Origin of the sequence: Candidatus Bathyanammoxibius amoris, from assembly GCA_024451685.1 — a bacterium.
Lineage (GTDB): Bacteria > Planctomycetota > Brocadiia > Brocadiales > Bathyanammoxibiaceae > Bathyanammoxibius > Bathyanammoxibius amoris.
Genome location: JAMXCW010000023.1, coordinates 1 through 18,211, shown reverse-complemented (window position 1 = coordinate 18,211; position 18,211 = coordinate 1). Strand labels below are relative to the sequence as shown.

At 53.4% G+C, this 18,211-nt stretch carries 15 protein-coding genes; 9 read left to right on the top strand and 6 right to left on the bottom strand.

The genetic code is table 11. From position 1 onward, the window contains the following. Both NOU37_09705 and NOU37_09700 read left to right on the top strand, forming a co-directional pair. On the top strand, window positions 1-389 hold a 389-nt coding region (locus NOU37_09705; protein ID MCQ4575502.1), incomplete at its 5' end, for a DUF1858 domain-containing protein. Window positions 390-1,357: 968 nt separating this feature from the next. Then, window positions 1,358-2,083, top strand: a complete 726-nt coding sequence (locus tag NOU37_09700; protein ID MCQ4575501.1) for an XRE family transcriptional regulator — start codon at window positions 1,358-1,360, stop codon at window positions 2,081-2,083. Between the two features lie 171 nt (window positions 2,084-2,254). Here NOU37_09700 and NOU37_09695 read toward each other — a convergent pair whose 3' ends face one another. From NOU37_09695 to NOU37_09670, 6 genes are all read right to left on the bottom strand, one after another. Further along, the gene (locus tag NOU37_09695) at window positions 2,255-3,688 is read right to left on the bottom strand and encodes a trypsin-like peptidase domain-containing protein (GenBank protein ID MCQ4575500.1); all 1,434 of its coding nucleotides are present in this window, start codon (window positions 3,686-3,688) and stop codon (window positions 2,255-2,257) included. A 110-nt stretch (window positions 3,689-3,798) separates the two neighbouring features. After that, window positions 3,799-6,321: a DUF4340 domain-containing protein gene (locus tag NOU37_09690; GenBank protein ID MCQ4575499.1), complete on the bottom strand. Its 2,523-nt coding sequence runs from the start codon at window positions 6,319-6,321 to the stop codon at window positions 3,799-3,801. 10 nt (window positions 6,322-6,331) lie between these two features. Beyond that, window positions 6,332-7,849: a GldG family protein gene (locus NOU37_09685; protein MCQ4575498.1), complete on the bottom strand. Its 1,518-nt coding sequence runs from the start codon at window positions 7,847-7,849 to the stop codon at window positions 6,332-6,334. 7 nt (window positions 7,850-7,856) lie between these two features. Next, on the bottom strand, window positions 7,857-8,567 hold the full coding sequence (locus NOU37_09680; GenBank protein ID MCQ4575497.1) for an ABC transporter permease: 711 nt from the start codon (window positions 8,565-8,567) through the stop codon (window positions 7,857-7,859). A 27-nt stretch (window positions 8,568-8,594) separates the two neighbouring features. Next, the gene (locus NOU37_09675) at window positions 8,595-9,614 is read right to left on the bottom strand and encodes an ATP-binding cassette domain-containing protein (protein MCQ4575496.1); all 1,020 of its coding nucleotides are present in this window, start codon (window positions 9,612-9,614) and stop codon (window positions 8,595-8,597) included. Window positions 9,615-9,628: 14 nt separating this feature from the next. Beyond that, the gene (locus NOU37_09670; protein ID MCQ4575495.1) at window positions 9,629-9,874 is read right to left on the bottom strand and encodes a DNA-directed RNA polymerase subunit omega; all 246 of its coding nucleotides are present in this window, start codon (window positions 9,872-9,874) and stop codon (window positions 9,629-9,631) included. A 361-nt stretch (window positions 9,875-10,235) separates the two neighbouring features. Between NOU37_09670 and NOU37_09665 the strand changes: the two genes are divergently transcribed. From NOU37_09665 to NOU37_09635, 7 genes are all read left to right on the top strand, one after another. Beyond that, window positions 10,236-10,526, top strand: coding sequence for a hypothetical protein (locus NOU37_09665; GenBank protein ID MCQ4575494.1), 291 nt, complete (start codon window positions 10,236-10,238; stop codon window positions 10,524-10,526). 43 nt (window positions 10,527-10,569) lie between these two features. Next, window positions 10,570-11,085 (top strand): nitroreductase family protein, encoded by a 516-nt coding sequence (locus tag NOU37_09660; protein ID MCQ4575493.1) that lies wholly within the window; start codon window positions 10,570-10,572, stop codon window positions 11,083-11,085. Between the two features lie 1,640 nt (window positions 11,086-12,725). Beyond that, window positions 12,726-13,739, top strand: a complete 1,014-nt coding sequence (gene aroF / locus NOU37_09655; GenBank protein ID MCQ4575492.1) for a 3-deoxy-7-phosphoheptulonate synthase — start codon at window positions 12,726-12,728, stop codon at window positions 13,737-13,739. A 155-nt stretch (window positions 13,740-13,894) separates the two neighbouring features. Continuing rightward, complete coding sequence (gene argH / locus NOU37_09650) at window positions 13,895-15,298, top strand: argininosuccinate lyase (GenBank protein ID MCQ4575491.1); 1,404 nt, start codon at window positions 13,895-13,897, stop codon at window positions 15,296-15,298. A 13-nt stretch (window positions 15,299-15,311) separates the two neighbouring features. Beyond that, window positions 15,312-16,604, top strand: a complete 1,293-nt coding sequence (lysA, locus tag NOU37_09645) for a diaminopimelate decarboxylase (GenBank protein ID MCQ4575490.1) — start codon at window positions 15,312-15,314, stop codon at window positions 16,602-16,604. A 33-nt stretch (window positions 16,605-16,637) separates the two neighbouring features. Then, window positions 16,638-17,279 (top strand): bifunctional precorrin-2 dehydrogenase/sirohydrochlorin ferrochelatase, encoded by a 642-nt coding sequence (locus tag NOU37_09640; protein ID MCQ4575489.1) that lies wholly within the window; start codon window positions 16,638-16,640, stop codon window positions 17,277-17,279. A 6-nt stretch (window positions 17,280-17,285) separates the two neighbouring features. Continuing rightward, on the top strand, window positions 17,286-18,211 hold a 926-nt coding region (locus NOU37_09635; GenBank protein ID MCQ4575488.1), incomplete at its 3' end, for a hypothetical protein.

Here is an 18,211-nt window from a genome sequence, read left to right as displayed (position 1 = left end):
TGCGCGTTACGTGTCAACCGCTGGCTGCGGATTACAACATGACCGCCCTCTACCTCCCTATGGGCATAAGCGGCTTCCTGGAATGGGGCGCGCTGTGTCTCTTCGGCTACAACATCTGGAAGACAGTTGGCCAGAAACCTGTCAGGGAAGCGCAACAAGATGCGGGAGAGAAAATTACCGTGGTAACCCCCGAAACAAACGTTTACCAGCTGGTGAAACAACATCCGAAGACCCTTGACGTCCTGGTAAACCGGGGCTTTAAGCAGCTAAAGAACCCCATGCTCTTAAATACGCTGGCACGGACAGTTAACATAGGCACTGCTGTAACCATCCACACCACCGACCTAGGAAGCCTTCTGAAGGAACTCAACGACGCAGTTGACAAGTAGTTACGCTGCGTTCCGGCCCTGAGACTCGATTGTTAACTGAAATACACATACATAGTAAACCGCAGTTAACGATAGATACGACTGAGTCGCAGTCTCAACTACAATCTCTTTTTAGCCTCCGCCCGAAATGTCTTGCGTAGATTGACCATAAAGCCGAGAAAGCCTTCGGGCTGAGGCCCTTGAGGCCGAAGGCTCGACCACTACAGTTATAGAGACATATAGTTGCCAGATTTACAGGGTGTATTTGTGGACGGCTCGATGTCGCGCCGGAGGCCCGACCTGCAACACAACCTAGCCATTGTGTAGTGGCAGAGCTTGCTCTGCCTTGTGTCTGCGCCCAACGGCTACAGCCTTGGCCGTTGAAGAATTTTGCACATGGAATGGATTGTTACTCGTTCTTAAGTGGCGGGGATTGCGGGCAGAAGGATAACGGGGTCAAGTGGATTCACTTTAAATGCGGCCTCTTTTTACGTTACTGCACTAAATGCGAGTCTTAGCCATTCGGCCACGCTTGCGGAGGCCTGGTTTAGTAGACTCGCATTATGATAATAAAACAGGCTGACCCTCATTGTCCTTATGACGGTGAGCCCAAACACTACCAACGTTGACAGGTTGGAAATCTGCCATATTTAGAGCAGACGGTTACTCCTGCACTACCCTGTCCAACAAGCGTGGGAGCATCCGTCTCTGGCATAGTGTATCCTAAGCCAAAACTCAAACGCAAATAATACATAAACCAGAAGACGCTTGCAAGCACTATATATAAAATATTCGTAATTTACGTATGACCGGCGTGGTAAATACAAGAATACCTGCTGCCCGTCGCCCTCACAGGCCATGACATTCCCCAAACAATTAAATTTCTTGACAGTACTCCGCCCTCAGTCTATACTGCCGGCATATAAGATATTTACTTAGTCTCTCCATATATGCCCATATTTAACGGCAGGAACGGATGTGAGCATTTAATGGACAAGATTGCTGGCAGAATAGAGGGGTTCCTCCGGGAAAGGTCGTTATCGCAGAAGGATTTCGCGGACGCCCTGGGCTTTACACCCGGATACATAAACGACATCCTCCGGGGCAGGACTACTCCGTCAATCCGGGTGGTGGAACGAATGACTCAGGTATTCAACATCTCGGCCGACTGGCTCATGTCCGGAAAGGGGCGCAAATACGGCGAGAGACGGGGGAGAGACTGGGACGAGAGGGTAGAGGTCGTTACTCCGGAAGAACTCCCGAAAAGGGGGGGTAAATTCGGCAAAAGAAGGAACGATTTCATCGCCCTGCCCGTGCTTGACGACACTAACGTCTCGCAACTACACAAGAAGGCCACGGACATAACCTCCTTCCCTGCGGAAAACTACCATGTCGTACCCTTCAAACGGGTGAGAAGACCGATGACGACGTTCTGTCACAGGGTCGGCAATAGAGACATGGAACCTACCATGCCTGCCGGAAGCATCGTGGCCGTGGATTCATCGGTCAGAACACCTGCACGCCTTCAAGGCCGGCTCTGTGCCATCAAAGGAAAGTCCGTGCCCGTTATCCGGCGCCTCCGTGTAACAAAGTCACACCTTGTCTTCGAGGCCGACGCTCACACCCGGCATGCCAGGCCTATTCACGTCAAAAACTGCAACATAAATCCCATAATCGGCAGGGTAGAGTGGTTTGACCACCCTAATACATGCTGACCAGCCGTCTCTCTGCGTCGCGGGATGCGTAGAAGGCGGTGATGCAGGGCCTGTTGTCCTTAATTGCCCACGTCTCCTATCAAGGGGATTTTTTTGTCCCACCCTCCCCCTTACGGATGTCCATTAAAGGAGGGGGGGGTATTAGAGAAACTTATCGGGGGAAATCTAAAACTACCTGGTCTTAAGCTGTATATAACCCTGGTGTGCCCCAGACCCGTCTGCCCAGGCAAGGCCAATGTATACCGTCTGGCCAGGTTCAAGCTTTTCGAGGAGCAGTGCCAACTGCTCCAGGTTTGATATCTTATAGTCACCCAGTCTCATTATAACGTAGTCCGGTTCAAGGCCGATCTCCGCCGCAGGGCCCGCACTGTCTACGGCCGTTATCAAGACGCCGCCATCAATCCACCAGAGGCCCAGATACTCGCCAAGCTCGGGAGTCAGCTCCTGGACACCGATGCCCAGTCTCTCCCATGCCAGCTCATCGACTGAAGGCACGGGAACACTGCCCAGTTCGAGGGAAAAATCCTTTTGCCTGCCATCCCTCTCTGCCACCAGCTCCAGCTTGTCCCCCGCCTCCTTGTTCATCAGATATTTTTCAAATTCAAGCACATCGCCGACCATTATCCCGTCAACCTCAATCACTATGTCTCCCTCGCGAAGACCGGCGCCGTCGGCGGGACTGCCTTCCTCTATCGACTTAATCCTGGTACCGTACTGCCCCTCCGGAAGCCCTTCCACACTCACCCCCAGCCAGACCTTGTTTATCCGCTGGAAGTCAAAGAGTTTCACGAGTGTCTCCTTAACTTTATCCACGGGGATGGCAAACCCGATTCCCTGCGCCGCGCTGACAATGGCCACGTTTATACCAATAAGCTCTCCGTTTATGTTCACCAGAGGGCCGCCGCTGTTGCCCGGGTTTATAAGGGCATCGGTCTGGATCAGCCCCTCATACTTCACGTCGCCGTACCTGCCTAGAAAGGACAGGTCTCTGTCAGTAGCACTAAGGACGCCTATAGTAACCGAATTCTTGAACCCGAGGGGGTTGCCCAGCGCGATTACGGTCTCCCCTATCATCAGGTCTTCGGACTTGCCCAGCTTTACATAGGGAAACGCCTCTGGTGAGTCTACTTCAAGCATGGCGAGGTCGCTCGCGTGGTCGGTGCTCACCACTTTGGCGTCGTAGGTAGAACCGTCCGACAGGGTGACAATAATCTTCGAAGCCATGCTGATAACGTGCTCGTTGGTCACTATATAGCCCTCAGGGTCTATGATGACCCCGGAACCGAGGGGCGTCTCCACCTTCTTATTCTCGTAGGCACCAAAGTAATTCTCAAAGAAACTCCCGAACAGTTCGCTCCGCTCGCGGAAGGAAGGGTCATTGCTCGCCACCCTCACTATGCGCTCGGTGCTTATATTGGCCACGGCAGGCCCCACCTTTTCCACAGCAACGACCACCGCGTTTCTCCTCTCAAACCTGCGTTCCTCCAAACCGGCCCTTTTATCCTGCCACGAGTCCGGAGGATCGTAGGTGAGGCCAAAAGATACCGGGCAACTGGCCAGGAAGATAAACAAGGCTGGTGTGATGAGGGCTGTCCCTTTTATCATCAAATTGATTCCCTACTCAACAAAAAAGGCCCTGTGGACATGACCGTCCCACAAGACCTATGACAGACGAAAAAGACGTCTTAAGATTTACAAGAACACGCGCATCTGTTTTAATGACCACCGCCATAGCTGCCACCGTGGCCTCCACTATAACTGCCGCCATGACCACCGCCGGAACTGCCGCCATGACCACCGCCGGAACTGCCACCATGGCCACCACCGTAACTGCCACCATGGCCACCACCGTAACTTCCACCGTGGCCTCCGCCATAACTTCCGCCATGGCCGCCGCCGTAACTGCCACCGTGGCCTCCACCATAACTGCCGCCCATGGCCCCTTCGGGTGGCGGCTTGAGGTCTACGATGGGTTGTCCCTTTATCAACTTCTGTACGTTCAAGTTACTTATAACATAGATAAAGTCTGAGTCGCTCGCCTTTGCGAAATAATCTTTTCCCTCTGACTGCCTGGCCATTACCAGGACCTTCTCTCCGCTGTCGTCATTGACCGTAATCTCCACCTGGGGTTTATCCAAACCGTATTTTGTAAGTCCCGTTCCTTTATATTCCGCAATGGAGTCGGCCTTCAAGTTCCTCAGGCTGTAGAGGACCGCGTCAACTTCTTTGCTGGTGACCTCCTTTTCTTCGGGCTTCAGCTTTTTCCATATCTCGGCCGTTTTCTCATAAAGGGTCTCTTTCTCCGGAAATTTCAGATGTACCTTGTTGGCCGTATTCGAGTCAAACCGGACAACCACCTTGGAGGCCAGATCGCCCTCCAGATACCTTGCGTCAGTCCAGCTTATATGAAATACAATGTCGCCCCCCTCAATCATGGCGTATGAGTCGACGTTTTCGCCCTCTTTCACCTTATTCCCGATGAGCACGGTCTTGCTGACAGGTACCTCTTCCGAACCCTTGTCAGCCAGGAAGATGTCTTCACCCTCCGGACCGCTCTCGGCTTCACCCGCTGATTCCGGCGCCTCTTCCTCCGCGTACACGTCTTCCAGGTAGGTTATGGTGGCCCTTATCCTCGGCGTATCGAGCCCGTACTTTGCAAGGTCTCCGGGCGACTCTTCCTCATGCGCCTCGGCCTTGAGGAAGGAAAGGGTCCATATAATATTGTTTACCAATTCTTCGTCGCAGTCAACCGCGACCGGCTCACTCAGTTCCCATTTTTCCTTTGGTCCTTCTTTCCAGTTGGCCACAAAATGGCGGTCTTTTCTGCTTACCTCCACTTTGCGGGCTTCGTCCCTGTTAAACTCCAGCATCAGCCTGTCACGAAAGGCCAGGTACCCCTTGGTCGCGGGCCCGTAGAACTTGTCGGTCTTCACGGAGAATACGGGTGTTTCACCCGTCCTCCTCACATAACACAGCGCGCCCCTCTTGTCCTTGTCGCCCACCTGTATCTTCACGGGGTCCTTCTTGTCCTTTATGGTGATGGTTATTTCCGCCGCAGGGTCCTTGAGGCCGTATTTATTGAGGTCTTCCGGGTTATCATCCACGAAGTTCTGTATCTTCATGTTCTTTATCGCCTCAAGAAAGCCTTTGAAGGCGTCCCTGTCGGCAAGCACGTTTACCGGTTCGGTAATCTCATAATCATACTGCACCGTCTTCCGAATCTTTATGGTCTGGTCCCTGGTTTTGATATCGCAGTTCGTCACGTAAAGCAGGTCTACTTCTTCAGTCAGCTTCTTAGCCCTGAGTTCGTTGGGGGTTTTTTTGAACAGTCCTACGACCATGTCCTTAAGGAAGAATACGGCCGAGCCCTGGCCGCACTTCGCATAGACCTTGTTATCACGCGTATGCCCCAGCAGCACGTCCTGCGATACGCCCTTCTGATAGGTGGTGGCGGTAATCTGTGGATTCACCAGGCCGAAGATGGACAGGTCCTTTGGTTCGTCCGTTATAAAGTCGTTTTTGTCTATTACAAGCGCGTTAAGGTTATAGATAAGCTGCATTATCTTTTCGTTATCGCCCCTGTCGGATATGGGCTTTACCACTCTCCAGTTCGAACCGCTCTTGGCGCATTCTATTACTTCGCCGGAGGCGTACTTAAGTTCAATCCTGTCTACGGCGTTGGGGTCTATGTCCAGTACGTCTTTGCTCCTGAGTTCGCTAAGCGTCTTGGTCAGATTCTCAAGCAGCGTACCGGAGACCATGTATATTTCATCCGAGTCTTCGTGTTTTATGTATACGTCGCTGCCACCCGCTCTCTTTGAACCTACCAGGAACGTGTGCTTGTCGGTGGGGCTGGTCCAGTAAGAGGTCACGGCCTGCGGCTTGTCAAACCCGTAACTTGCCAGCTCTAGGGGCTTGCCTTCCTCGGTCTCAACGGTGCCTATCTTTTTGAGGAACTCGAGTTCGCTGAGTATGCTGTTGACCTCCGGGGCATCGGCCTTGATTTCCAGGGGCTTCTTTAACGCCCAGCGGGAAGGATCCAGTCTCTCCAGAACTATCAGGCCGTCTTCTCTCTTGATCTCGAGTTTTTTGACCATGCCGGGCTTGAACCCCGGGAACACCGTCATGGCCTGACGCTGCCATTCGTCGGTGGAGGGCTTGTGCTTCTCGTAGAGCTGGACAAACAGTACGAGCACAATAACTATGCCTAGAAGTATAAGGGTGCTCTTCAACCTCATGTTGTCTCTGTTACCTCCTTCGTTTCCACCACACTAATGCGCCGGTTATGAGTCCCAGGCCGGGAAGCCCCGCCACGGAAAGCCAGTATATGAGCTTCATCTGCTGTGGATCCAGTATGGCGCGTCTGACGTCGGGCGGTTTAGCAGAGATACCGAGCTTGGTTTCTTTCTTGGTGAGCCAGTTTATGGAGTTTAGAAATATATCGTGATTGCCGGGGTTACCGGAATATTCGTTGGCGGCAAAGTCGACGTCCCCGAAGACGACCAGTCGCGCCCCCTTTACTTCCGACTCTTTGGGCAGCGAACCGTGGGCGATAGATGCCTGGGCGGCAGTGTCCACCGGTTCAGAGGTTGCGGCAATCGCTATGGGGCCGGGAATATCTTTTCCCTGAGTGAATTTCGGTTTCTTGTTTTTAACCCCGATTTCCGTCTCACCCCAACTGTTATCGGCGGCCATCGCCAGGTTCTTGACCTGATACTTCCTCTGGTTGTTGGGAGGGATGGCTTCCACCGGGCACGCGCCAAAGAACACACTGTTCAGGGACCTCATCTCCTGCGTTATCCGGTGCTCCGGATATCTCTCCTTATTGACGTATATCTCAGCCACCGTCTGTAAACCGAAAAACGGTAGTTGCACCTTGTTATAAACTACGGCGTCTGTCCTCACGTTCACGTTGTACTCTTTAAGGAGTGTGTCCAGCCCCGTGTTGTCGTAGGGTCCAAAAGCCGGTTCCAGACACACAAGGAGCCTGCCTTCCCTGTTATCGACATAGTCGCGAATCAGGGCCTGTTCTTCCGAATTGAACGACTTTGTGGGCCCTGCGATTATCAGTACGTCACAGCCCGCCGGTATCTTCTTCCGGGTCAGGAGGTCAAGCGGTACCACGTTAAAGTTGTCTCTCTTCAGTGCCGTAACAATGTCGGAGAAACCCTGACGGTCGTAGTCGTCGATACCGCGTTCACCGTGGCCGGTGGTTATGTATATAGAGGTCTGGTCTTCTTCCGTGACGCTTAGTATGGCGGAGGTAAAGACCTCCTCGCCCTTAAACTTAAACGGGAATTCCTTCTCAATCACTTCCGACTGGTTTACGTGTTTTGCCCTGTCGCCGGATTCAAATATGATGGTGTTTAACTGGATGTTCCCGGCCTTTATCCTGGCGGCAAGCTCCCTCATCCTCGTGGGGTTGCGTATGGGGTCTATGTGTACAAGACTTATCTTCTCGGACTGATATTTATACTCGTTAAGGATGTCCAGAATCCTGTCCAGGAACATCTCCCCCGAACTGAAAAGCACGGTTATCGTCACGGGTTTGTCCAGACCTTTTATGATGTTCTCGGTCTTGTTGGATATAGAGAACCTGCCGCCAGCGGTAAAATCAAAACGCATGTAATGTCTGGCGTTAATATAACTTACGATGCCGAAAATAGTTATGGCGACAAGGATCATAAGCACTACGTTCGTCCCTATGACCGCTTTTTTCCTGAAGAGTTTGTTCAGATTGAAGCCCCTGGATTCGTCTTTTTCCAAAACTAACTTACCTCCACTTTCTACTCTCAAGCACACGCACCGTTATGAACAGGCAAAGGGCCGTGATAGTTATGTAGTAGACGACGTCACTCGTGTTCACAAGGCCCTTGGTGAACGATTCCCAGTGGCCGTACGTGCCAATATACTGAAATGCGGCGGCATACCATACGTCTGTGCCGGATACCGCGTAACCCACGAAGAACAGTATGACCAGGGCCACAATCCCCAGTACGCCGGCAACTACCTGACTCTTGGTCAGGGCCGACATGAGCAGCCCCACGGAGACGAACATCCCGCCCATTAAGGCCAAACCTATATAGCTGGAAATTATGGGTCCCATGTCAGGCTGGCCGACCCAGGTCAGGAATACGACATAGAGAAGCGTGGGCGCAAGCATCACGAGGTAGAGAAGCCACGCAGCCAGGAATTTACCGAAGACCACCTCAAAATCCGTCACCGGCGCCGTCATGAGCATCTCAATCGTCCCCGCGCGCACCTCCTCCGACAGCAGCTTCATGGTGATTATCGGCGCGAGGATGGAGAGTATAAACTGCATGTTGGCGAGACTGTATGTGAGGCTCGCCTGCTGCGTGAGGGCCAGAAGGGTGGCAAAGAAGTAACCGGAAAATAGCAGAAACACCGCTATCACTATATACGCAATCGGCGAAAAGAAGAAACCGACCATCTCGCGTTTGAAAATCGTTGTCGCACCACCCATTATTTTAGTCCTGAGTCTCTCTGTTATTTATTCGGTTTTCTTGCCTACGGGCCCTGAGGACCCCTGCCCGAGACCTGCGGCGGCCTGCCGGGGCACATCTTCTTCTGTTGTTGGTGTCTCCTTCGTGGTGAGCTGATGGAAAACCTCTTCCAGCGTAACGGCCACCTTCTTCATCTCCAGCAATACCCAGTCGTTCTTCACGAAGGCACGGAAGATGTCCTCTCTGACGTCCATGCCACGGTCAGCCTCTACGACCAGATGTCTGACAGCGCCGTCCTGGGCCCCTTCCCGAACGTCTGTGACGCCGTTAATTCCCTTTAGCACCTTGCCGATAGGCCCTGCGGGCCCTTTCGCCTGTAGTTCAAGCACGGACCCGCCACTTAGCTTTGCCAACAGGTTTGCAGGCGTGTCGTTCGCCACAAGCCTGCCCCTGTCAATGATTATTACCCTGCCGCAGATCATCTCCACCTCAGGCAATATATGGGTGGAGAGAAGTATGGTGTGTTTTTCGCCCAGCCGCTTTATGAGATCCCTCACCTGTCTTATCTGGTTGGGGTCAAGGCCGATGGTAGGTTCGTCGAGAATCAGGATCTTCGGGTCGTGAATAAGGGCGTCAGCCAGGCCCACCCTCTGCTTGTACCCCTTGGACAACGTGCCTATCATCTGGTCCTGCACATCCTCGATAGCGCACCTGTCAAGGCACTCGCCTATCTTGGTTTTTCTCTCCTTCCGGGGCACCTTCTTGAGTTCGGCCCGGAACATAAGATACTCCTTTACCCTCATGTCCACATAAAGTGGCACGCTCTCAGGGAGGTATCCTATCTGTTCTCTCACCTTCAGGGAGTCAGTGAAGACGTCATGGCCCGCTACCCATGCAAAACCGGCCGTGGCAGGAATAAAGCACGTGAGGACGCGCATCGTAGTAGACTTGCCTGCGCCGTTGGGCCCCAGGAAACCTAAGACCTCACCCTCGTGAACCTCGAAGGATATATCGTCCACCGCAAGCTTATCCGCAAAACGCTTGCTCAGGTTCTCCACCTTGATCATTGGTTTTCCTGTACTCACTTCTTCCCTTTCTTCCCCTTCCGTTGAACAAGCTCAATGGGTACACCGCCTTCTAAGACCTGCAGTTTATCCTGTTTGTACTCCTCAAAAGCGGTGTTCACCGGGTCAAAGCCCTCTGAACGGAAGCCACCGAGAGAACCCTTCACAAGCTGTCGCACCCTCTTTATTAGTATAGAGCTGAAACAATAAGGCCCACCGGCCTTTTTTGACAGAGAATCCACGGCACTGTAGTAATTTTTCATAATAAGATATTTTCCTTCCACTGGGTTGGAGGGTCAACCAAAACCTGAACCTTACATTATATACTCTTCCTTGCGCTTGTCAAGAAGGCTCGAAAAATTCCCTGAAATGCCATAATGCCGCGCCACAAGAGATTTTCGCCCGGATACCTGTCATACCGGAGAACCCTAAATTACCACAAACCACAAACAAAATGGACAGAGGCAAAGTTTAGACCATACCTGAACTATAAGGACACAGAACACCTCTTGCGTGGGCCGTTGCGGCCGGTGTAGCGTAAAATATGGCCTTTACAGGGGTCCTGAACGGTGTTAGAATCCTCCGGTAAATGCCTGTAAATAACGAGTTAACCGCAAAAAGACAATGAAGTCCCCACACCTTTTTCTCTCTACCCTTCTGCGCACAGTCCTCCTGGCGTGCATCATTATTATTTTTGTCTGTCCCGGCCACCGTATCGCCCTCGGGCAGCATCCCTACGGCGAGGCAGTTACCACCAACTCGGCCTTCCAACACTACCCACAGATATGGGGCACGAACATCCTCTGGCTTGACCGCCGAAGCGGAAACTCGAACGAAATAAGACAGGGGAACTGGGATATATACGTCACCACTCTGCCAATGTATCGCATCACGACCTCAACCCGTTATCCATAAGAACATTCACCATTGCATATATCACGGACGGAGCCTATACACCATGAACATCCTAGAAGTCATTAAAAAGAGACGCAGCGTGAGGAAATTCCAGGACAGGGAAATCCCAAAGGATCTGGTAGACAAGCTGATAGAGGCGCTGATATGGGCGCCAAGCGCAGGGAACCTTCAGAGCCGGAAGTTCTATTTCATACGCAACCAGGGGCTGAAAGACGGTCTTGTGGAGGCCGCATGGGGACAGAGCTTCATCGCCAAGGCCCCACTGGTTATAGCAGCCTGCGCGGACATGCGCATAAGGACCCACTACGGCAGCCGGGGCACCGACCTCTACGCCCTTCAGGACGTCGCTGCAAGCGTCCAGAACCTTATGCTGCTGGCCTGTGAACACGGCATAGCCACGGCATGGGTGGGCGCCTTCGATGAAGATAGCGCCGCCAGGGTGCTTGAACTCCCCCAACACCTGCGGCCCGTGGTAATAGTCCCGGTGGGCTACCCCGCAGAAAAACCTCGAACACCCGAACGGGTCCACACCGACAAGGCCGTGGTGTTTGTGGATTGATCAAAAAAACCCCAATCCAATAGAGTAGAGACCCCTTGCACCTCTCGCGACTTGCTCCAAGCCCACAAACTGCCCCGGCAGCAACGCACGAAGTGCCTTCCGGACACTCAAGGGCGCCGCAAAGACACAAATTCCCAGATTTCACCCATAAAAAGCAGCTTACACAGATAAATACACCGTAACACCTTACATTGTAACTGGTTAGCCAAAATCAGCCGCAAACCGGCAATTTTGCGCAAAAACCCCGTCCCTCACAACCAAATCATGCATTCCAGAGTATGATTGAGAAGCGAAGAGATAAAACCACATGGCTAGGCTAAAAATGAAACGGGTTGTGCAGGTTTTGCCCCCGTATTTCCGGTTTGTCAGCAAAAATGCCGGCCTCTTGACCACAAATTGGCTTTGTCCCCGGCAATCACACTGAAAATATACAATCGCTAACTGTATTTCTTACAATCATGCCTGGGCCATGCATCCCGTATTATTATGAAAAGTCAGGGATTGAGGGCTCGCAGCCGCCCAATGCAACATAATATATATTATCGGACCTTCATTCTGTATTTCTACAAGGGAACATCAGAAGGTGCGCGGTAGTGCTGGATATGCTACGCCGGGGCCAGCAGTATAATCACAGGCGGTTATCTGTCCACAAAGGGAACTTCACTGGATGAGAACCTCAAAATGATAACCGACCTGTGTCTGAGGATAAAAATGCGGGGTGGACCTCACACCCGTCCCTGCGAACGGCTACGATGACGGGTCTTATGCATACGGAATTTGTTTTTGTAGCATCTGGCGTCCAGGCTCCGTAACAGACGCAAGATGTCCGATTCGGATCACACCAACGGCTGAAGGCTCGCCGGTCTGTTAGGAGGGTAAACCTGCCTCAGGCATGACTGTTAAGGGCGCGTAAGGCGGGTGCCTTCGGCGATATTAACACTGCCCCTGGATGGTGGTATACTCTCTTTGGAAGGGCGCGGCGACGCTTCAGGCGTAAGAGGAGGGACCTCTCCGGAGGCCATTTGCTTCCCGCTAACCCTTCTTTTCGTTATTGTCTTAAGCACCAACTCTTTCTTCTGTGTTCTCACTGTTTGAATGGCATAAGCCGTTTAGGCTTGACCTCATCCACCTTTCCGTGTCTCTCAGTTATCTTCAGGCTTGAAGACCCGCATGCCAGCGAGCTCCCGCGTATCCGCCGCCGCCCAAACGCTAAATACTTGGCTTTAGGGCGCTTATAGGATAATTGTCATTACTATTGCGTATGTAGCTGCTTTGTATTAAGGCACTAAGGAATATTATTGTCACTACATTTCTTGATAATTTTGCTTATGCCGGTGTCTTGCAAGGCTCACCCCTTCGTTCGCCTGCGCATTCCTGCCAATTCGGCCGGCCCCAAAATGAGGACACACTTGAGCACACACGGACTGACACACAGCACCTGTCCCCCCGGCCTGTCCCCAGGCACATTCCAAGCTGCACAAAACATCCTCTGCGATACACATATTTTCCTTTACATCCCGGCCTTTCTCGTGCTAAATTCTGGAATTCTGACGGTAGAGGCTCTGCCATAGTTCAATGTTCAATATTCAATGCAGGGCAGGACAGAGGCATTACAACCACTACATAAACGTATTAGACCCATGATAATCATTCTCGAAAAGAACGTTACCGAGGAGCAGACAAAGAGGGTACTGGCCCGGATTGAGGAAGCAGGACTCACCCCCCACGTCTCAAAAGGGGAAGAAACGACCATAATCGGCGTGGTGGGGGCACACATTCCGCCGGAATTGCTTGAAAGCATTGAAAGGCTGCCCGGGGTAGGGCGCACCATGCGAATATCCAAATCCTACAAGCTGGTCAGCAGGGAATTCAGCGCGGCCGACACCGTAATAAACATCGGGGACGTGAGTATCGGTGGTGGAAACACGGTCGTCATGGCGGGCCCGTGCACAATTGAAAGCCGGGAGCAGCTCCTTAAGACGGCTGCGGCCGTGAAGCGGGCGGGCGCCGGCATACTCAGGGGCGGCGCCTTCAAGCCGCGGACGTCACCCTACAGCTTCCGGGGAATGGGAGAGGAGGGGCTCAAGATACTTGCCGACGTGGGCGCCGAGACGGGGTTGAAGGTAGTGACCGAGGCCATGACACCCGGACACGTAGAGGTTGTGGCCCGGTACGCGGACATCCTGCAGATAGGCACGCGGAACATGCAGAATTACCAGTTACTCGAGGAGGTAGGGCAGACAGGCAAGCCCTGTGTGCTGAAGCGCGGCATGTCGGCCACCATTGAGGAATGGCTCCTCTCCGCGGAGTACATTATGGGAAAGGGGAATAAGCAGGTAATGCTGTGCGAACGGGGCATACGAACCTTTGAGACGGCTACCCGCAACACGTTAGACATCAGTGCCATACCTATGGCCAAAAGGATGACCCACCTGCCTGTAATCTGTGACCCCAGCCACGCAACGGGCAAGTGGTATCTGGTGCAGCCCATGGCCCTCGCCGCCCTGGCGGCAGGCGCGGACGGCCTCCTTATCGAGGTCCACCCGGACCCTGACCATGCCTTATCCGACGGCGCCCAGTCACTGACGCTGGAGAATTTCTCCACCCTTATGAAAAGGCTCGCTCTCATGGCAGAGCTTTTAAACAGAGCCTAAGCGCTGCTGAAACGGCGTCTTGCCACCGGCACGGACGTCCGGCCTCTGACGGGGGCCACGTTTCCATCCGTGCCACTATTACCCTTGCTTCTACAAGTGTATAGGTTTAAAATCTCGTATTAAAATTAAAACTAACGTACAACTGGATTTATGCCGTGAAAACTATTAAGAAAAAACCCTGGTCAGGCAGGTTTGGTAAACAGACGCAGCCCTTGGTGGAGAGCTTCACGGAATCGGTGTCGTTCGACTGGAGGCTCTATAAACATGACATCCAGGGCTCAATCGCGCATTCCACCATGCTGGCCGCCTGTGGGCTTATCTCCGGCAAGGAGAGAGACAGTATCATTAAGGCGTTACACGGCATCCAGAAGGACATCGAATCCGACCACTTTGAATTCAGCACCGGGCTGGAAGACGTGCATATGAACATAGAAGCGGCACTTATAGAACGAATCGGCGATACCGGGAAGAAACTGCACACGGCCAGGAGCCGTAACGACCAGGTGGCGCTGGACATGAGGCTCTGGTGCAGGGAACAGACCCGGCACATCACCGGCCTGATAGAAGGCTTGCAACGCGCGCTGGTGTCTAAGGCTGATGAATATCACGGTACGGTAATCCCGGGCTTTACCCATCTCCAGCACGCGCAGCCCGTACTGCTCAGCCATTATCTACTGGCCTACGTGGAGATGTTAGAGAGGGACAGGGAGAGGCTGGCGGACTGTCTCGACCGTGTCAACGTCTCACCCCTCGGGGCGTGCGCGCTGGCAGGCACAACGCTCCCCATCGACCCGGCCATGACGGCCAGGCTCCTGGGGTTCAAGTTTTTTTCCAACAACAGTGTGGACGCCACCAGTGACAGGGATTTCTGCATAGAATTCGCCTCGTGCCTGGCCATACTGGCCATGCATATCTCCAGGCTTGCCGAGGAATGGATCATCTGGTCCACCGAGGAGTTCGGTTTCCTGGAATTGGACGAGTCTCTCTGTACCGGTTCTAGCATAATGCCGCAGAAGAAGAACCCCGACGCGCTTGAACTCTTGCGGGCAAAGTGCGCGCGCGTGTACGGCAATCTGCTATCGCTCTTCACCCTGATGAAGGCGCTGCCTTTATCCTATAACCGTGACATGCAGGAAGACAAGGTCGCCGTCTTTGACACGGCCTCGACCGTAAGCACGTCACTGGAACTCCTCTGCCTCATTGTTAAGGGTGTCGACTTCAGGGTTGACAACATAAAGACCGCGTGCGAGAAAGGTTTCCTCGACGCCACCGCCCTGGCGGAATATCTGGTGCGAAAAGGACTGCCGTTCCGCGAGGCCCACGAGGTGGTCGGCAAGACGGTAAGGGCGGCGGTGAAACGCAAGAAAAGGCTGGCGGAACTATCCATAGACGAGCTCAGGAAATTCTCCGGGCTCATCGACAATGACGTATACCGCATTCTGGGTGTCGAGAATTGCGTGAAACATTATGCCGGACCCGGCTCTACGGCCCCGCGCGAGGTCAAGAAGAGGCTGGCTTTCTGGAAGAAGAAGCTAAAACTCCGGGGCAAACCCGCATAAGGGGGGGGGTCTTATGGACAAACACTTTACATACCGTAACGGCTCACTCTACTGCGAAGACATGAAGGTGGAGGAAATAGCGCGTGATGTAGGGACCCCCGCGTACATCTACAGCAAGCAGTCTATCCTCGACCACTATCACGAACTCGAAGACGCCTTTAAGAAGGAAAAGCCCCTGATCTGCTTCTCTGTGAAATCCAATTCAAACCTCTCCATACTCAGGCTCCTGTCAGAGGCCGGCTCAGGGTTTGACGTGGTTTCGGGCGGGGAACTCTACAGGGCGCTCAGGGCCGGCGCCAATCCATCCAAGGTGGTCTTTGCGGGGGTTTGCAAAAGTGCCGAAGAAATAAGGGACGCGCTGGAACACAATATATTCATGTTCAACGTGGAGTCCAGAGAAGAACTCGACAACATCAACAAAGTGGCCCTGGGTATCGAAAAAGTCGCCCGCGTGGCCATAAGACTCAACCCCGACGTAGACGCGGAAACCCACCAAAAGACCACGACCGGCAAAAAGGAAAACAAGTTCGGCATAGACCTCAAGGCCGCCAGGGAACTCTTTAACAACGGCTACCTGCGGGGCCTGCGGGGCGTTCACCTTGTCGCCATCCACGTGCATATCGGCTCCCCTGTCTCCAGCCCCGGGCCCTACGTAGATGCGCTGGCAAAGGTTAAGGAATATCTGTCGTTCTGCCGCGAACAGGGGGTAGAGATAGAGTATGTAAACATAGGCGGCGGTTACTGCATATCATATACCGGCGAGAAGGTCACGGGGCCGGCCGACTACGCCCGGAAGATACTGCCGGTCCTTAAGCCCTTGCGCTGCAAACTTATAATGGAGCCGGGACGGTTTATTGTCGGAGACGCGGGCATACTGGTCACCAGGGTGACCTATAACAAAGAAACGAGTTTCGGCAAGCGTTTTATCATTTGTGACGCCGGCATGAACGACCTCATACGGCCCGCGCTCTATGATGCTTTTCACAGGATATGGCCCGTCAGGACCAGCGTGCCCATGCCCGACGTGCTCCGGCCGGAAGGTCCCAAGAAGACCAAGAAAATGGTGCAGGCGGATATCGTGGGTCCGGTGTGCGAGTCAAGCGACTGCCTTGCCAGGGACCGGGTCATCCCGGAAGTAAAGGACGGTGAATACCTGGCCGTCTTCAACGCCGGCGCTTACGGTTCCGCCATGAGTTCCAACTACAACTCCAGACTGCAGCCGTGCGGGGTACTGGTCACCGGCAACAGCTGTCGCGTGATAAGACGCAGAAACACCTACGAAGACCTGGTGGCATGTGAGACATAGTCCATCTCTGAACACCGCCAGTGTACCGGATTAATGCCTAGATATTATCCTATATACCTGGACATAAGGGACAAGAAATGTATTGTCGTAGGCGGGGGTGACGTGGCCTACAGGAAGGCCCTTAGCCTCAAGGAGGCCGGGGCGCAGGTGGTGGTAATAAGCCCCGAAATTTCTCCAGAGTTTTTGAAAGAAGAAGGGCTGACCATTCTACAACAGAAATATGAAGACAGGTGTCTTGAGGGCGCGACATTGGTAATAGCGGCCACCAACGAGGAGGAAGTCAACCAAAGGGTCTGGACAGAGGCCAGCCGGCACGGGCTGCTGGTCAACGTGGTCGACAAACCGGAACTCTGTAACTTTATAGTCCCGTCCGTTGTAAACCGTGGTGAACTCCAGATAAGCATATCAACCGGCGGCGCAAGCCCCGCGTTCGCGCGGAGGATGCGCCAGGAGCTGGAAAACCGTTATGGACCTGAATACGGCGAGTTTATTAAACTCCTCTCCCGGCTGCGACCCGAAGTGCGCTCCCAGATAGGCGAAGCTTCTAAGAGACAACGGGCGCTGGAACGTCTGTCGTCTCCAGAGATGCTCGACATGATAAGGACCAGGGGAACGGCCGAAACCGAAAAGGAAATGCGGCGGATTATCACAGAAGAACTGGGCAGGAGCAAATAATAAGCCATGAAAGGTCTATGCGTCTTTGAAGACGGCGGCTATGCCGGTCTTTTACCGCTTACCCACAACCGCGCGGCATATGAACTGCGTATGGGTATCTATACTTTCCTCGAAAGGACCCTTCAGCACTACCCTGAAAGCGTCTCCGTCAGCCTGTTCGTAAGGGAATACCTCGCGGACGTCCTCGGAGAAAGATACACGCACGGCATAAACACCCTTGACCCGGACGCCGACGGGTATTTATTCATAAACGGCCGCATCCTCGACCTCGAACAGATTCCCCTGGAAGGAAAGGACAAAATCGTGGTCTGGAAAGACACCATTGTCTACGCACGCCTGGGTAAAAAGGCCTGCATGGGCCTAACCCCGGAATCCTTCCTCAGCCCCGACAATAAACTCCCGAAACTGACAGACAGGGCCCCCGCTTTTCAAATAGAATACAACTTCGCGGATTATGTCTGGGACGTCATAAAGAATAACCGGGAAGAAGTAATCAAGGACTGCGGCGCCTTCCCAAAGGGGAAGAAGATACGGGGAAAGGTGTATGAGGGGGTTCATGTGCTGAATCCCCGGGGTGTATTCGTGGGCAAGGGCGCCACGGTTAAACCCGGCTGCGTGCTCGACGCGGAAAAGGGCCCGATATATATAGACAAGGACGCGGAGATAATGCACAACGCCGTTATTATCGGGCCGGTCTACGTGGGCAGGGGTTCAGTGGTATTACCCGCCGCGAGGCTGAGGGAGGGTTCAAACGTCGGCGAGGCCTGTAAGGTAGGCGGGGAGATATCCAATTCCATACTGCACAGCTACTCGAACAAGCAGCATGACGGCTTTCTGGGCGACTCTTACGTGGGTTCCTGGGTGAACATCGGAGCCGGCACGGTCACCAGCAATCTGAAGAACACGTACGGGACCGTCAGGGCGCAACTAGG

Bases quoted from the DNA above. Each gene is read 5' to 3' on its own strand.
- NOU37_09700 (MCQ4575501.1), top strand. From the start codon at position 1,358: ATGGACAAGATTGCTGGCAGAATAGAGGGGTTCCTCCGGGAAAGGTCG.
- NOU37_09695 (MCQ4575500.1), bottom strand. From the start codon at position 3,688: ATGATAAAAGGGACAGCCCTCATCACACCAGCCTTGTTTATCTTCCTG.
- NOU37_09690 (MCQ4575499.1), bottom strand. From the start codon at position 6,321: ATGAGGTTGAAGAGCACCCTTATACTTCTAGGCATAGTTATTGTGCTC.
- NOU37_09680 (MCQ4575497.1), bottom strand. From the start codon at position 8,567: ATGGGTGGTGCGACAACGATTTTCAAACGCGAGATGGTCGGTTTCTTC.
- NOU37_09675 (MCQ4575496.1), bottom strand. From the start codon at position 9,614: ATGATCAAGGTGGAGAACCTGAGCAAGCGTTTTGCGGATAAGCTTGCG.
- NOU37_09670 (MCQ4575495.1), bottom strand. From the start codon at position 9,874: ATGAAAAATTACTACAGTGCCGTGGATTCTCTGTCAAAAAAGGCCGGT.
- NOU37_09665 (MCQ4575494.1), top strand. From the start codon at position 10,236: ATGAAGTCCCCACACCTTTTTCTCTCTACCCTTCTGCGCACAGTCCTC.
- NOU37_09660 (MCQ4575493.1), top strand. From the start codon at position 10,570: ATGAACATCCTAGAAGTCATTAAAAAGAGACGCAGCGTGAGGAAATTC.
- aroF (MCQ4575492.1), top strand. From the start codon at position 12,726: ATGATAATCATTCTCGAAAAGAACGTTACCGAGGAGCAGACAAAGAGG.
- lysA (MCQ4575490.1), top strand. From the start codon at position 15,312: ATGGACAAACACTTTACATACCGTAACGGCTCACTCTACTGCGAAGAC.
- NOU37_09640 (MCQ4575489.1), top strand. From the start codon at position 16,638: ATGCCTAGATATTATCCTATATACCTGGACATAAGGGACAAGAAATGT.